15 protein-coding genes and 1 pseudogene are annotated in these 12792 nt (G+C 70.8%); 6 read left to right on the top strand and 10 right to left on the bottom strand.

Annotated elements, in window-relative coordinates:
* Nucleotides 1-29 precede the first annotated feature (29 nt).
* The 7 genes from ABZZ74_RS14955 to ABZZ74_RS14925 all read right to left on the bottom strand — a co-directional run bounded on the left by ABZZ74_RS14955 (nucleotide 30) and on the right by ABZZ74_RS14925 (nucleotide 5557).
* The gene (locus ABZZ74_RS14955; RefSeq protein ID WP_356764774.1) at nucleotides 30-1484 is read right to left on the bottom strand and encodes an amino acid permease; all 1455 of its coding nucleotides are present in this window, start codon (nucleotides 1482-1484) and stop codon (nucleotides 30-32) included.
* Nucleotides 1481-2158: a FadR/GntR family transcriptional regulator gene (locus tag ABZZ74_RS14950; protein WP_356764917.1), complete on the bottom strand. Its 678-nt coding sequence runs from the start codon at nucleotides 2156-2158 to the stop codon at nucleotides 1481-1483. Before ABZZ74_RS14950 ends, ABZZ74_RS14955 begins: the two co-directional genes overlap by 4 nt.
* Nucleotides 2159-2312: 154 nt before the next feature.
* Complete coding sequence (locus ABZZ74_RS14945; RefSeq protein ID WP_356764772.1) at nucleotides 2313-3149, bottom strand: undecaprenyl-diphosphate phosphatase; 837 nt, start codon at nucleotides 3147-3149, stop codon at nucleotides 2313-2315.
* A 67-nt stretch (nucleotides 3150-3216) separates the two neighbouring features.
* Nucleotides 3217-3594 (bottom strand): fluoride efflux transporter CrcB, encoded by a 378-nt coding sequence (gene crcB / locus ABZZ74_RS14940; protein ID WP_356764770.1) that lies wholly within the window; start codon nucleotides 3592-3594, stop codon nucleotides 3217-3219.
* Nucleotides 3591-3971, bottom strand: a complete 381-nt coding sequence (locus ABZZ74_RS14935; protein ID WP_356764768.1) for a DUF190 domain-containing protein — start codon at nucleotides 3969-3971, stop codon at nucleotides 3591-3593. Before ABZZ74_RS14935 ends, crcB begins: the two co-directional genes overlap by 4 nt.
* Nucleotides 3968-4429 carry a CrcB family protein gene (locus tag ABZZ74_RS14930; protein ID WP_356764766.1) on the bottom strand — a complete coding sequence of 154 codons (462 nt, stop codon included), beginning with the start codon at nucleotides 4427-4429 and terminating at the stop codon, nucleotides 3968-3970. Before ABZZ74_RS14930 ends, ABZZ74_RS14935 begins: the two co-directional genes overlap by 4 nt.
* Nucleotides 4430-4594: 165 nt before the next feature.
* Nucleotides 4595-5557, bottom strand: a complete 963-nt coding sequence (locus ABZZ74_RS14925; protein ID WP_356764764.1) for an SMP-30/gluconolactonase/LRE family protein — start codon at nucleotides 5555-5557, stop codon at nucleotides 4595-4597.
* Nucleotides 5558-5737: 180 nt separating this feature from the next.
* Here ABZZ74_RS14925 and ABZZ74_RS14920 point away from each other — a divergent pair, with 180 nt between their 5' ends.
* Nucleotides 5738-6568 carry a ribonuclease BN gene (locus ABZZ74_RS14920; RefSeq protein WP_356764762.1) on the top strand — a complete coding sequence of 277 codons (831 nt, stop codon included), beginning with the start codon at nucleotides 5738-5740 and terminating at the stop codon, nucleotides 6566-6568.
* Nucleotides 6569-6618: 50 nt separating this feature from the next.
* Here the strand turns inward: ABZZ74_RS14920 and ABZZ74_RS14915 are convergent.
* Nucleotides 6619-6846, bottom strand: a pseudogene (locus tag ABZZ74_RS14915) (glycosyl hydrolase 53 family protein); the annotation flags it as partial.
* A gap of 126 nt (nucleotides 6847-6972) precedes the next feature.
* On the opposite strand from ABZZ74_RS14915, the gene ABZZ74_RS14910 reads away from it, so the two are divergent.
* The 4 genes from ABZZ74_RS14910 (at nucleotide 6973) to ABZZ74_RS14895 (ending at nucleotide 9590) form a co-directional block, all read left to right on the top strand.
* Nucleotides 6973-7875, top strand: a complete 903-nt coding sequence (locus ABZZ74_RS14910; RefSeq protein ID WP_356764915.1) for a substrate-binding domain-containing protein — start codon at nucleotides 6973-6975, stop codon at nucleotides 7873-7875.
* Nucleotides 7876-7924: 49 nt separating this feature from the next.
* Nucleotides 7925-8668: a methyltransferase domain-containing protein gene (locus ABZZ74_RS14905; RefSeq protein ID WP_356764760.1), complete on the top strand. Its 744-nt coding sequence runs from the start codon at nucleotides 7925-7927 to the stop codon at nucleotides 8666-8668.
* Between the two features lie 111 nt (nucleotides 8669-8779).
* On the top strand, nucleotides 8780-9130 hold the full coding sequence (locus ABZZ74_RS14900; protein ID WP_356764758.1) for a VOC family protein: 351 nt from the start codon (nucleotides 8780-8782) through the stop codon (nucleotides 9128-9130).
* Nucleotides 9131-9203: 73 nt separating this feature from the next.
* Nucleotides 9204-9590, top strand: a complete 387-nt coding sequence (locus tag ABZZ74_RS14895) for a MarR family transcriptional regulator (RefSeq protein ID WP_356764756.1) — start codon at nucleotides 9204-9206, stop codon at nucleotides 9588-9590.
* 12 nt (nucleotides 9591-9602) lie between these two features.
* Here ABZZ74_RS14895 and ABZZ74_RS14890 read toward each other — a convergent pair whose 3' ends face one another.
* The gene (locus ABZZ74_RS14890; protein WP_356764754.1) at nucleotides 9603-10208 is read right to left on the bottom strand and encodes a TetR/AcrR family transcriptional regulator; all 606 of its coding nucleotides are present in this window, start codon (nucleotides 10206-10208) and stop codon (nucleotides 9603-9605) included.
* 136 nt (nucleotides 10209-10344) lie between these two features.
* On the opposite strand from ABZZ74_RS14890, the gene ABZZ74_RS14885 reads away from it, so the two are divergent.
* Nucleotides 10345-11271: an oxidoreductase gene (locus tag ABZZ74_RS14885; RefSeq protein ID WP_356764752.1), complete on the top strand. Its 927-nt coding sequence runs from the start codon at nucleotides 10345-10347 to the stop codon at nucleotides 11269-11271.
* 79 nt (nucleotides 11272-11350) lie between these two features.
* On the opposite strand, the gene ABZZ74_RS14880 is transcribed toward ABZZ74_RS14885, so the two are convergent.
* Nucleotides 11351-12460, bottom strand: coding sequence for a hypothetical protein (locus ABZZ74_RS14880; RefSeq protein WP_356764750.1), 1110 nt, complete (start codon nucleotides 12458-12460; stop codon nucleotides 11351-11353).
* Nucleotides 12461-12792 lie beyond the last annotated feature (332 nt).

The following is a 12792-nucleotide window of genomic DNA, read 5'->3' as shown; positions in this document are numbered from 1 at the left end:
CTGCCTCTTGTCAGGGAGCGGCGCGTGGGTCACGCGCCGGCTCCGGTCGATGTGTTCTGGGTGGTGGTGCGTCCGACGCGGCGGCGGATGGCGAACCATCCGCCGACCAGGGCTCCGACGATCAGCGGTAGGCACAGCACGGTGGTGCGGCCGGCGCCTCCGTCGGCGTACATGAGGACCAGGACGGAGGCGAGGAAGGCCAGCGTCACGAGTTCGGTCCAGGGGGAGCCCGGCAGCCGGTAGCCGGGGCGGGTCAGTTCGCCGCTCTGGGTCTTCCGCCAGAAGAGCAGGTGACAGACCATGATCATGCCCCAGGTGGAGAGGATGCCGATCGCCGCGAAGTTCAGGACGATCTCGAAGGCGTCCGCCGGGACGACGAAGTTGAGGCCGACACCCAGGACACAGATACCGCTGGTGAGCAGGATGCCGCCGTACGGGACCTGGCTGCGGCTCATCACGCGGGTGAACTTCGGCGCGGAGCCGGACATGGCCATGGAGCGCAGGATGCGGCCGGTGGAGTACAGGCCGGAGTTGAGCGAGGACATCGCCGCCGTGAGGACGACGAGGTTCATCACGCCGCCGGCCGCGGGGATGCCGATGTTGGAGAGCACGGTCACGAAGGGGCTCTCGGCGGCGCTGTACTTGTTCCAGGGCAGCAGCATCGACAGCAGGACGACCGAGCCGACGTAGAACAGGCCGACGCGCCACATGATCGAGTTGATCGCCTTGGGCATGATCTTCTCGGGGTTCTCGGTCTCACCGGCGGCGACGCCGACCAGCTCGACGGAGGCGTAGGCGAAGACGACGCCCTGGATGATCAGCAGCATGGGCAGCAGGCCGTTGGGGAAGACACCGCCGTTGTCGGTGATCAGGGCCGGGCCGGGGTGCGCGCCGTCGACCGGGTGCTGGGTGACCAGCAGGTAGATGCCGATACACATGAAGACCACGAGGGCGCTGACCTTGACGATCGCGAACCAGAACTCCAGCTCACCGAAGATCTTGACCGAGATCAGGTTGACGGTCAGCACGACGGCGAGGGCGATCAATGCGATCAACCATTGGGGGATGTCGGAGAACATGCCCCAGTAGTGGGTGTAGGTGGCCACGGCGGTGATGTCGGCGATGCCGGTGGTCGCCCAGTTGAGGAAGTACATCCAGCCCGCGGTGTAGGCGCCCTTCTCGCCGAGGAACTCTCGGGCGTAGGAGACGAAGGCGCCAGAGGAGGGCCGGTACAGGACGAGTTCGCCGAGGGCGCGGACGACGAGGAAGGCGAAGACGCCGCAGACCGCGTAGGCGATGAACAGGGAGGGTCCGGCGTCGGCCAGCCGGCCGCCCGCGCCGAGAAAGAGGCCGGTGCCGATGGCGCCGCCGATGGCGATCATGTTGACGTGCCGGGACTTCAGGGACTTGCTGTAGCCCGCGTCTCCGGCGTCGACATGGCCAGAACGTTTCTGCACGCCCTCGTGCAGGGACTGCTCGCTCACGCCTCGGGTCCGCCTTCCGTGGATGGGTCCGTGCGCGCGGGGCGCACGATGTCGGTGAGGGTCGTCTCGACGCGGTCGAGGTGGTGCGCCATGGCGTCCACCGCGTCGAGTTCGGAACCGTCCATCAGCGCCTCGACGATCGCCCGGTGCTCGCGGTTGGACTGCTCGCGGCGTCCGCCCAGTTCGTTGAGGAAGGCCGACTGACGCGCCAGTGCGTCGCGGATCTCCTCGATGACCCGGCGGAAGACCGGGTTCTGGGCGGCCTGGGCGACGGCGAGGTGGAACAGCGTGTCGAGGGCGACCCACGAGGTGGTGTCGGTCTCCCGCTCCATGCGCTCCAGCAGGTGCGCCAGGTGGTCCAGGTCCTCGGGCGTGCGGCGCTGGGCCGCGTAGCCCGCCACCGGGATCTCCACGTGGCGGCGCACCTCCAGCAGGTCGCTGGCCGCGTAGTCGCCGAAGGTGGGGTCCTCGACGGTGCTGGCGACGACGAAGGTGCCCTTGCCGGTCTTGGAGACGGTCAGGCCCATCGTCTGCAGCGCCCTGAGGGCCTCGCGCAGCACGGGCCGGCTGACCTCGAGGGTGCGGCACAGCTCGGCCTCGGAGGGCAGCTTGTCCCCCACCGCGTAGTCGCCGTTCTCGATGGCGGCACGCAGATGCCCGAGGACCGCTTCCATGGCGCTGACGCGCCGCGGACCCTGACTGGCTGTCTTGCTGTCTGACAGGTTCACGGGTGCGATCCTCCGGGCGACGTACGGGCGATGTCAAGGGCTGCGAAAAGAGAGATTCACGGGGCGCGGGGTCTGAATACGGCCCCGCGCCCCGCCGCGGTCAGCTGCTCAGCCCGCCGGTGGCCAGCAGTCCGAGCAGCAGCACGCCGACGATGATCCGGTAGATGACGAAGGCGTTGAAGGAGTGCTTGGCGACATACTTCAGCAGCCAGGCGATGGAGGCGTAGGCGACGACGAAGGAGACGCCCGTGCCGACGGCGAGGGGGGCCGCGCCCACGCCCGTGCCGAGGGCGTCCTTGAGCTCGTACAGGCCGGCGCCGGTCAGGGCGGGGATGCCGAGGAAGAAGGAGAGCCGGGTGGCGGCCACCCGGTCCAGGTCCAGGATCAGGGCCGTGGACATGGTGGCGCCGGAGCGGGAGAAGCCGGGGAAGAGCAGGGCGAGGATCTGCGAGCCGCCGACCAGCATCGCGTCCTTGAAGGTGGTGTCGTCCTCACCGCGCTTGTGCCGGCCCATCTGGTCCGCCGCCCACATCACACCACTGCCGACGATCAGCGAGGCGGCGACCACCCACAGAGAGGCGAGCGGACCCTCGATGAGCGGCTTGGCGGCCAGGCCCACGATCACGATCGGGATGGTCGCGTAGATGACCCACCAGGCGAACTTGTAGTCGTGGTGGTAACGCTCCTCCTTGTGGACCAGCCCGCGGCCCCAGGCGGCGCAGATCCGCACGATGTCCTTGAAGAAGTACAGGAGCACGGCCGCGATCGCGCCGACCTGGATGACGGCCGAGAAGCCGACGACGGCGTCATCGTCGACGGGGATGCTCATGAGCCCCTCGGCGATCTTCAGATGTCCGGTGGAGGAGACGGGAAGGAACTCGGTCAGCCCTTCGACGACTCCGAGGACGGCGGCCTGACCGACGTTGATGACGCTCATGGAATCCAGTTCTGAGAAGGTTGGTCGACAGTGCTGTAGACAGTCTTACTACGCGCGCGGGGTCACGTCACCCGGCCCACAGGGCCCGGGCGAGCGCCACCCCGACAAATGCCGCGCCGAGGCCCGCCGCCACACTCCCGACGACGTTGGCGGCAGCGTAGAGCCCCGCACCGGTCTCGGACAGGCGCAGGGTCTCGTACGAGAAGGTCGAGTACGTCGTCAGGGCCCCGCACAGGCCCGTTCCGAGCAGCAGCTGCAGATGACTTCCGGTGACCCCCTCGGCCACCGCACCGGTCAGCAGGCCCAGGATCAAGCAGCCGGAGACGTTCACCAGGAAGGTGCCCCAGGGGAAGACGGAGTCGTGCCGCGACTGGACCGCCCGGTCGGTCAGATACCGCAGCGGAGCGCCGATCACGGCGCCCGCGACGACCAACAGCCAGTTCACAACGACTTCTTACCCTTCGTGACTGTTTTGCCTGGTTCGTCCGTGCGGCCGACGTACCGGATGACCTCGCAGTCGTCGAGGATCACCAGACCCTCGTCGACGAGTTCGTCGAGCTGCGGAAGGAAGGCCCGGACCCGCTCCTCGGTGTCCACGACGACGATCGCGACCGGCAGGTCCTCGCTCATCGACAGCAGCCGCGAGGTGTGGATCAGCGAGGAGGCGCCGAAGCCCTCGATGCCGCGGAAGACGCTGGCGCCGGCGAGGCCGGCCGCGTGGGCGCGGTGCACGATCTCGGAGTAGAGGGGCTTGTGGTGCCAGGTGTCGTTCTCGCCGATGAAGACGGTCACGCGCAGGGCGCTGCCGGTCAGCCTCGTCATGGCTGCCTCCACTTCAGGACGCGGCGGGCCGCGGCCACCGCGAGCCACACCGCCGAAAGGGCCGCGAGCAGGGTCGCGGCGAGGTAGGCCAGCCCGCTGCGGGGATGGCCGGCGTCGACCAGTTTCTGGATGTCGACGGCATAGGTCGAGAAGGTGGTGAAGCCGCCGAGCACGCCGGTGCCGAAGAAGGGGCGCACCAGGCGGTGGGCGGCCCACACGTCGGTGATGACGACCATGAACACGCCGATCACGGCGCAGCCGACGACGTTGGTCCAGAAGGTCGCCCAGGGGAAGCCGCCGGGCCCGGTCGGCCACCACAGGGAGAGCGCGTACCGTCCGGTGGCGCCGATCGCGCCGCCGAGCGCGACCACCGCGACGACGGGCGCCTGGGTACGCCAGGCGGGCGGTCGCGGGGTACGGGGGCGGGCGCGCAGGCTCTCGGCTTCCGGGGCAGTCATGTCGTACGTCTCCTACTCGCCGGGGCCCGGGCGTGCGGGCGCCGCTCCTTCGCAAGTAGGGACCGTTGGCGGCACCACAGCCGCGGTTGGGGTACGGCGGGCCCCACCGCCGCGCCGCGAGGGGTCGCGGCCGGGCTACAGGGTAGCGCCCGGGCCGCGCCGAGGTCATTTCGGGGCCGGTCGCTCGCAGACCGCGAGGCCCCGCTCCCACAGGCTGCCCAGGATCAGGTGACCGGCGGCCTCGCAGACGCTGGTGACGAAGCGGTAGCCGGAGCGGCGGCGGGCGAGGTGATGGACGATCCCGCCCCGGTCGTCGACCGCGAGGACGCCGACGGTGCCGGTGGGGCGGTAGGGGGCGTGGACGGCGACGCGGGCAGCGGCGCCGCGCACGGCCGGGGCGGCGCGGTGCAGCAGGTCGAGCGGGGGGACCCGCGGGCCGGCCAGGGAGACCCAGATGGGTCCGTCGGGGGCGGCGCGCCAGATGTTGTCGGGCATGCCGGGCAGGTTCTCAGTGAAGGGCTCACCGTGTCCGGCCCGCGGCCCGGTGAGCCAGTAGCGGGTGAGGCGGCGGGCGCCGGTCTCGGCCACGACCAGGAAGGACTCGTCGGCGCTCAGCGCCAGACCGTTGGCGAACTGCAGCCCCTCCATCAGCACTTCGGGGCGCTCACTGCCGGGCGCCAGGCGCAGCAGCCGGCCGGTGCCGGTGTGTTCGACGATGTCGCCGATCCACTGGTCCAGGGGATAGCGGCGGCTGGAGACGGTGAAGCAGACGCTGCCGTCGGACAGGGCCACCACGTTGCTGCAGAACCGCAGCCGCTCCCCCGCCACCGAGTCGGCGAGGATCCGGACGATGCCCTCGCGCAGATCGACCCGCAGCAGCCCCAGCTCGGCGTCGCACACCAACAGGACGTCGTCGGGAAGGAGTTCGAGGCCGAGGGGGCGGCCCCCGGTCTCGGCGAGCACCTCCACACGGGCCGGCCCCGGCCCGGTGAGACCGTCGACGCGCAGGATGCGGCCGTCCTCCACTCCGGTCAGCACCCGGCCGCGGGCGTCGGCGACGACGTCCTCGGGGCCCCGGCCGCCGATGGCGACGTACCGCAGCGGGACGAGTTCGGTGGCACGCTCCATGGAAAGCTCCTCGACGAGGTCGGACGGTTCACGCTGCCATGCGGACGACGGCACACCGGGTACCGCGTCACCCGATCAGGTTTACCTTCGGGGTTTCGGGGCCACTCTGGACATCGCCCCCAGTGTCCCCACCGGACCATGCGCGTGAAGGCGTACCGGAATCCAGAAGGGGTGGTCCCCATGTCACGGTCGGCCGCCTGGTGGCATCGGCTGGGGCTTGCCGAACTGCACAGGCGGGGCAAGGAGCTGGAGTTGCTGCACCGGGCCATGGGGTTCGCGACCCTGGCCCTGGTCACGCTCGCGCCGCTGCTGATCGTGGTCGCGGCGGCGGACCCGCTGGGACACGGCGGGTTCGCGCTGTGGCTGGTGGACGGCATGGACCTGTCCGGCCGCTCCGCCCACGCGCTGACCAGCGTCTTCGGCCCGCCCAAGCGGGTGATCAGCACCACCAGCGCCTGGAGCATCGCGCTGCTGGCCCTGTTCGGCCTGTCCTTCGCCTCCAGCGTGCAGAGCGGCTACGAACGGATCTGGAAGCCGTACGCCGGCCCCTGGCACCGGCTCTGGCAGCAGGTGGTGTGGCTGGTCGTCCTGATGATGTACGTGTACGCGCAGGTGCAGACCCGGAACGTCCTGCAGGGACCGCCGCGCATCGTGCTCAGCCTGGCCATCGGCGTGCTGTTCTTCTGGTGGGGGCCGCACTTCCTGCTCCACCGCCAGGTGCAGTGGCGCCATCTGCTGCCCGGCGCCCTCGCCACCATGGCGGGCCTGGTGGGTCTGCGCTGGTTCTCCTACCTCGTGTTCACTCCCCTGCTGGTCACCAACGCGGTCAGCTACGGCCCCATGGGCACCATCCTGGTCGTGGAGTCCTGGCTGGTCGGCGTCGGCTTCGTCGTGTACGGCGGTGCCCTGGTGGGGCGGCTGCTGTGTGAGCGCTTCGGGTACACGGACGAGCTCGACGAGGAGGACGAGGAGGAGCACGGTGAGTACCTCCCGCGCAGGTACCGGGCGTGAGGGGTGAGGGCCCGGCCGCTCCCCTGCGACCGGGCCCTCGGCTCGTCGGCTCAGCGGTGGCTGAACCAGCTCATGGCCGATGTGGCCCTGTCGTTGTAGTCGAACAGCGCCTGGTTCTCCCAGCCGTTGCCGGAGGTGGGGTCGGCCGGGTCCCAGCCGTTGCCGGTGACCGCGGTCCAGGTGGCCTCCCAGTAGAAGACGCCCAGCCCCTTGTGGTCGGGGACCGCCTCCACGATGGCTGCGACCGCGTTCATCCACGCCGGCTGGCCCGCCTGGGTGTGCCCACCGCTGGAGCGGACCCAGGCGGTCAGCGTGTAACTGCCGTTGGTCAGCCCCGACAGGTACTGGTAAGTCTCCACCTTGTAGGCGGAGGACGAGTAGTGGGACAGGCGGTAACCGCCGCTGTGGCCACCGGACTCGGTGTACGAGGCGCCGGTGTCGCCGTACTCGGACCAGCCGGCCGGTCGCTGATCACCGGGCGTTCGGACTCGGTCGGGTTTCTGCTGACGGAGCCCCAGGAGCGGTTCTTCGAGGATCCCAACTTCAATGTCCTGCTGAGTGGTTGCACGCAGGCGCTGGCCGCGCACGACATCCCGTTGCTGCTGATGCTGGCGGGCACCAAGGACGAACGGCGGCGTATCACGCGGTACATCACCGCCGGGCATGTGGACGGGGTGCTGCTGGTCTCCAGTCACTCCGGGGACCCGGTCGCGGAGGAGCTGCGCAAGGCGGGGGTGCCGCTGGTGCAGTGCGGCAAGCCCATGGGGCCGGGGTCGAAGGTGAGTTACGTGGCGGCGGACGACCGGGACGGGGCCCGGGACATGGTGCGCCATCTGCTGTCCCTGGGGCGTCGGCGCATCGGCATGGTCACCGGTCCGCTGGATCTGCCCGGTGGCGTGGACCGTCTCGCCGGTTACCGGGAGGTGTTGACGGAGGCGGGCATCGAGATCGACGAGCGGCTCGTCGTCTCCGGGGACTACAGCCGGGCCAGCGGTGACGCGGGCACCGAGCGGCTGCTGGCGCAGGCCCCGGACATGGACGCCGTGTTCGTGGCCTCGGACCTGATGGCGCAGGGCGCGCTCGCGGCGCTGCGCCGGGCGGGCCGCCGGGTGCCCGAGGACGTCGCCGTGGGCGGCTTCGACGACTCCAGCGCGGCGACAGAGGCCACCCCTGCCCTGACCACGATCCGTCAGCCCTACGACCGCATCAGCGCCGAGATGGTGCGGGTGCTGCTGGCGCAGATCGGGGGTGAGGACGCGGCGGCGGTGATCCTGCCGACGGAGCTGGTGAAGCGGGACTCGACGTAACGTCGCCAACGGGCCCTCGGTGTGCCGGTCGCTTCGCATACTGAGGGCCATGGCCCTCTACGACTCGCTCGGTACGACGTACGGCCTGACCCGGCGGCCGGATCCGCGGATCGCCGCGCGGATCCACGCCGCGCTCGGGGACGCCACGGACGTGGTCAACGTGGGGGCCGGTACCGGTTCCTACGAGCCGGCGTGCACGGTGCTCGCGGTGGAGCCGAGCCGGGTGATGGTCGGCCAGCGCCCGCCCGGTTCCGCCCCGGCGGTGCGCGCGGTCGCCGAGCGTCTGCCGTTGCGGGACGGTGCCGCCGACACGGTGATGGCGTTGCTGACCGTCCACCACTGGAGTGATCCGGCGGCCGGGGTCGCCGAGCTGTGTCGGGTCGCCCGGCGTCGGATCGTGGTGCTGACCTGGGACCAGGAGGTCTTCCGCGAGCGGTTCTGGCTGGTGCGCGAGTACCTTCCCGAGGTCGCCGTCTTCGACGACGCCCGGGCCCTTCCCGTCGACCGGCTGACCGCCTGGCTGGGCGGGGCGCGCCTGGAGCCCGTGCCGGTCCCGTACGACTGCACGGACGGTTTCGGCGCCGCCTTCTGGCGTCGTCCGCACGCCTACCTGGATCCGCGGGTACGGGCCGGTATCTCCCTGCTCGCCCAGACCGGGGAGGACGTGCTGGCGCCCGGGCTGGCGCGGCTAGCCGCCGATCTGTCCTCGGGCCGCTGGCACGCCCGGCATGCGGATCTGCTCGCGCGGGACAGTGTCGACGTCGGTTACCGGCTGCTGGTGGCGGAGCGCTGAGCACGCTCGGCGCAACCGGTCAGGATCCGAGAAGCCACATCCCGCTCCCCCGCCCTAGCGTGAAACCACCGACGGAAACCCGTCGGACCACCGGACAGGGAGGAGTCCGTCATGACTGCCGGCCTGAAGACCATCATCTACCCCGTCAAGGACATCAACCGGGCGAAGGCCCTCTTCAGCGCCCTGCTGGAGGTGGAGCCGTACGCGGACGAGCCGTACTACGTCGGTTTCAAGGACGCCGGGCAGGACGTCGGCCTGGACCCCAACGGTCACGCTCAGGGCCTGACCGGGCCGGTGCCGTACTGGCACGTGACCGACATCCGTGGCCGGCTGGCCGCGCTGGTGGAGGCCGGTGCGGAGATCGTGCAGGACGTCCGGGACGTCGGCAACGGCCGGCTGATCGCCTCGCTCAAGGACACGGACGGCAATCTGATCGGGCTGCTCGAGGACCCGGCCGCCTGACGAAGGCCGCGCTGCATGCACCCGCATTGGTTGCACACTCAACGAATGGCTCATTCGGTGTTACCGTGCGGGTATGGCAGTAAAGACGGCCGGGGCCGGGCTCGAGGAGAAGTGGCGGGACATCCTGTCCGTGCACGCGCGCACGATGTGCGAGATCGACCGGGTGCTGCACCCGCACGGCCTGGGCGCGAGCGATTTCGAGGTGCTCGACCTCCTCGCGTCCGAGGCACCCCGGGAGGGTGACCAGTGCCGGGTGCAGAACCTGGTCGGCCGGGTCCATCTCAGCCAGAGCGCGCTGTCCCGGCTCATCGCCCGGCTGGAGAAGGACGGCCTGCTGGAGCGCTCCGTGTGCGTCGAGGACCGGCGCGGCGTGTATGTCACCCTCACCCGCAAGGGCCGCGACCTGCACGCCGAGGTTCTGCCGCTGCAACGGGCGGCTCTTCAGCGCATGTTGGGCTGAGACCCGCCCCGCTCACGCCCCGTCCGGGGCGCAGCCGCGCAGGGTGAAGGCGATCACCTCGTCCAGGCCGTGCTCGTGGACCTCCGGGGGCAGATGTCCGGTGGCCGCGAGCTCGGCGTAGCCGTGCAGGGCCGCGAAGATCGGCACGCCCACGCGCTCCAGTTCCCCCTTGCGGACCTCACCGCGGCGCTGCCCTTCGTCGATCACCCGCTCGAGGAGTTCCGACCAGCGCCGGGTCGCCTCGACCAGCTCCGCGGAGGCCTCGGGGGCGTGCTTGAGTGCGTACATCAGCTCCAGGAGCGCGGGGTTGTCCAGGGCAAATCCGATGTACGCCCGGAACATCCCGTCGAGGCGCTCCGCGAACGCCTCCCCCACACCCTCCTGTGACGCCTCCAGCGTCTCGTGCAGCCGCTCGAAGCCGGTCTGGGCCAGGGCGTCCAGCAGTGCCTGCTTGTCCTTGAAGTGGCGGCTGGGCGCCGCGTGGCTGACGCCCAGGTCGCGGGCGAGTTCCCGGAGCGACAGGGCGGTGGGCCCCTTCTCCCTCAACGTCTCCTCGGCGCGGGTCAGCAGCGCGGCGCGCAGGTCTCCGTGGTGGTAGCTGCGTGTGCGGGTGTGCATGGGCGTCAGTGTACCGGTCATGTTTATTCCGCCTACATTGTTGTCATGGTCAGCTTTGTTGGCGGCGACAGCATTGTTGGCGGCGTCACTATTGTTGGCATTGACAGCATTGTTGGCAACGCCTACATTCGTTGACATGACTACTGCATCCAGCAAGTGGAACGTCACCGACATCCCCGACCAGACCGGCCGCACCGCCGTCGTCACCGGCGCCAACAGCGGGCTGGGCATCGCCACCGTCGAGGCGCTCGCCGGCGCGGGCGCGCACGTGGTGCTCGCAGTACGAGACCCCCAGCGCGGAGCGGCCGCGGCGGCCGGCGTACACGGCAGCGTGGAGGTCCGCCGGCTCGACCTCGCCGATCTCGCCTCCGTGCGCGAATTCGCCGCGGGCTGGCAGGGCGACCTGGACCTGCTCGTCAACAACGCCGGCGTCATGAACATCCCCGAATCCGCCACGAAGGACGGCTTCGAGACGCAGTTCGGCACCAACCATCTGGGCCACTTCGCCCTGACGAACCTGCTGCTGCCGCACATCACCGACCGGGTGGTGACCGTCTCCTCCGGCGCCCACCGGATGCCGGGCAGCCCCCGTATCCACTTCGACAACCTCAACCTCACCGGCGAGTACGCCCCGATGAAGGCCTACAGCCAGTCCAAGCTGGCCAACCTGCTGTTCACCCTGGAACTCCAGCGCCGCCTGACCGAGAGCGGTTCGGCCGTACGTGCCACGGCCGCGCACCCGGGCTGGGCCGCCACCAACCTCCAGAGCCACGACGGCAGCGCCCTGCGGCGGCTCTTCATGCGGGTCGGCAACCGCTTCGTCGCCCAGGACAACAAGGCCGGCGCCCTGCCCACGCTCTACGCCGCCGTCCAGGACCTGCCCGGTGCGAGCTACGTCGGACCGGACGGTCTCGGCGAGATGCGCGGTGCCCCCACCCTGGTGGGCCGCTCGGCGGCGGCCAGCGACCCGTCGACCGCCCGCCGGCTGTGGACCGTCTCCGAGGAACTGACAGGCGTCACCTTCCCGCTGTCGGCCGCCGCCACCGCCGGGGCACGACCGTGATCGGTCTGCTCGCCGCCGTGTTCGTTCTCGGCCTCCTCTGCCTCGCCACCGCGGTCGCCTTCTGACACCGTCACCCGGCTCAGCCGGCCGGAGGCAGCTCGGGCCGCCCCTCGCCGGGCCTGCGGTCCGCGGGACGGCGCGGCGGAACGGGCGTCGAGTCGAAGTCGCGCGGCCCGGTCCACAGCGCGGGTACGGCGTCGCAGCGGCGGCACAGCTCGTAGGCGATGGCCTCGTAGTTGACGCGCCAGCCGTGGAAGTGCGGCCAGGCCTCCTCGGTGGGGCGTTCGGCGCGGAAACCCGCCGCCTCCAGCATGGCCGCCGCGGCCTCGAACTCCACATAGGTCAGCCGGATGTGGGCGTCCGGGGCGGGGTCGGGGTCGAAGGGGAGGCGCTGGGCGCGGGCCATGTCGCGCAGGGCGGTGAAACCGGCGCGCAGCACCAGGCGGGCGGCCGGCGGGGCGGTGCGCGGGGTGAGCGCGAGCTGGACGGCCGCCGCGTCCATCACGGCGACCAGGCCGACCAGCCAGTGCCGGTACGGGCGGGGCGAGCGGAACGCCATCAGCACCGGGTACGCGGAGTGGCTCTCGCCGATGTCGGAGGCCAGCCGTTCCCACGCCCGGTACAGCTCCGGCAGCGCGGTCTCGGTGTCGACCAGCCACTGCCGGGCCAGGATCTCCGGACCCCAGGCGGGCTCGCCGGCCCGTGACTGCAGCAGGGTCACTTCCAGCTCGCGGCGGTTGTAGGCGGCGTACAGCGTGGGCAGGTAGGCGATCTGCAGGGCGATCAGGACGGGTCCGGTGGCCGCCGCGACGAAGTCGAGCGCGGACAGCCGCAGCCGGTCGCCGCTGGCGAAACCGAGGGTGAGCAGGCTGGAGCCGGCCTCACGGAAGGAACTGCCCCAGGACAGCCCGGACAGGGCGTGCAGCAGCAGGCCGAAGGCGAGCAGCGCGCCGCCCAGCCAGGTGGTGAGCATGCCGATCAGCATCAGGGGCGCGAGCCAGGTCTGGGCGCGGTCTATGGCGTCGTATCCCCCGCCGGGCGCGGCGAGCCGCAGCAGGCGGCGCAGCAGCCACCACAGCCGGTACACCAGCATCGAGTACAGGCCGCGCGGCACCACGAGGGTGCGCAGGACGCTGCCGACCAGGACCGCCAGCAGCAGCCCGCCGGCCACGCCGGAGATCCATCCCATGCGGACATTGTGGCCCGCGCGGCGACCGGCGATCAGTTTCGTCAGCGCACGAGGAGACCGACCGAAGCGGTCCCGGTCCGTCGGCACGCCGCCGTTACATGCCACGATCCGCCATCATCCGCGGCCCGTCGCCGTACGTCCTACGACACCGCACCAGCCGTATCGTCGGCCCCGGCTGCCGCACGCGTCCGGGGCTGAACGGGGTCGGTGCCGTTCACGCTCCGGCCGCGCGAGTGCTTGCGGCTCGGATCTCAGGGCCAGGCGAAAACTCCGGCCGCACGCAAGCACGCAAGCTTCCCCGGCACCGGCTCAGGGCCGGGCGAAAACTCCGG

This window comes from Streptomyces sp. NPDC006476 (assembly GCF_040612015.1).
Lineage (GTDB): Bacteria > Actinomycetota > Actinomycetes > Streptomycetales > Streptomycetaceae > Streptomyces > Streptomyces griseorubiginosus_B.
Note: the sequence above shows the minus strand (reverse complement) of the source record. Positions and strands in the feature narration are given on the sequence as shown.

Excerpts from the sequence above, each read along its gene's own strand:
- ABZZ74_RS14935 (WP_356764768.1), bottom strand. The coding sequence starts at position 3,971 with ATGACGAGGCTGACCGGCAGCGCCCTGCGCGTGACCGTCTTCATCGGC.
- ABZZ74_RS14950 (WP_356764917.1), bottom strand. The coding sequence starts at position 2,158 with ATGGAAGCGGTCCTCGGGCATCTGCGTGCCGCCATCGAGAACGGCGAC.
- ABZZ74_RS14900 (WP_356764758.1), top strand. The coding sequence starts at position 8,780 with ATGACTGCCGGCCTGAAGACCATCATCTACCCCGTCAAGGACATCAAC.
- ABZZ74_RS14885 (WP_356764752.1), top strand. The coding sequence starts at position 10,345 with ATGACTACTGCATCCAGCAAGTGGAACGTCACCGACATCCCCGACCAG.
- ABZZ74_RS14895 (WP_356764756.1), top strand. The coding sequence starts at position 9,204 with ATGGCAGTAAAGACGGCCGGGGCCGGGCTCGAGGAGAAGTGGCGGGAC.
- ABZZ74_RS14945 (WP_356764772.1), bottom strand. The coding sequence starts at position 3,149 with ATGAGCGTCATCAACGTCGGTCAGGCCGCCGTCCTCGGAGTCGTCGAA.
- ABZZ74_RS14890 (WP_356764754.1), bottom strand. The coding sequence starts at position 10,208 with ATGCACACCCGCACACGCAGCTACCACCACGGAGACCTGCGCGCCGCG.
- ABZZ74_RS14925 (WP_356764764.1), bottom strand. The coding sequence starts at position 5,557 with ATGGAGCGTGCCACCGAACTCGTCCCGCTGCGGTACGTCGCCATCGGC.
- ABZZ74_RS14880 (WP_356764750.1), bottom strand. The coding sequence starts at position 12,460 with ATGGGATGGATCTCCGGCGTGGCCGGCGGGCTGCTGCTGGCGGTCCTG.
- ABZZ74_RS14905 (WP_356764760.1), top strand. The coding sequence starts at position 7,925 with ATGGCCCTCTACGACTCGCTCGGTACGACGTACGGCCTGACCCGGCGG.
- ABZZ74_RS14920 (WP_356764762.1), top strand. The coding sequence starts at position 5,738 with ATGTCACGGTCGGCCGCCTGGTGGCATCGGCTGGGGCTTGCCGAACTG.
- ABZZ74_RS14930 (WP_356764766.1), bottom strand. The coding sequence starts at position 4,429 with ATGACTGCCCCGGAAGCCGAGAGCCTGCGCGCCCGCCCCCGTACCCCG.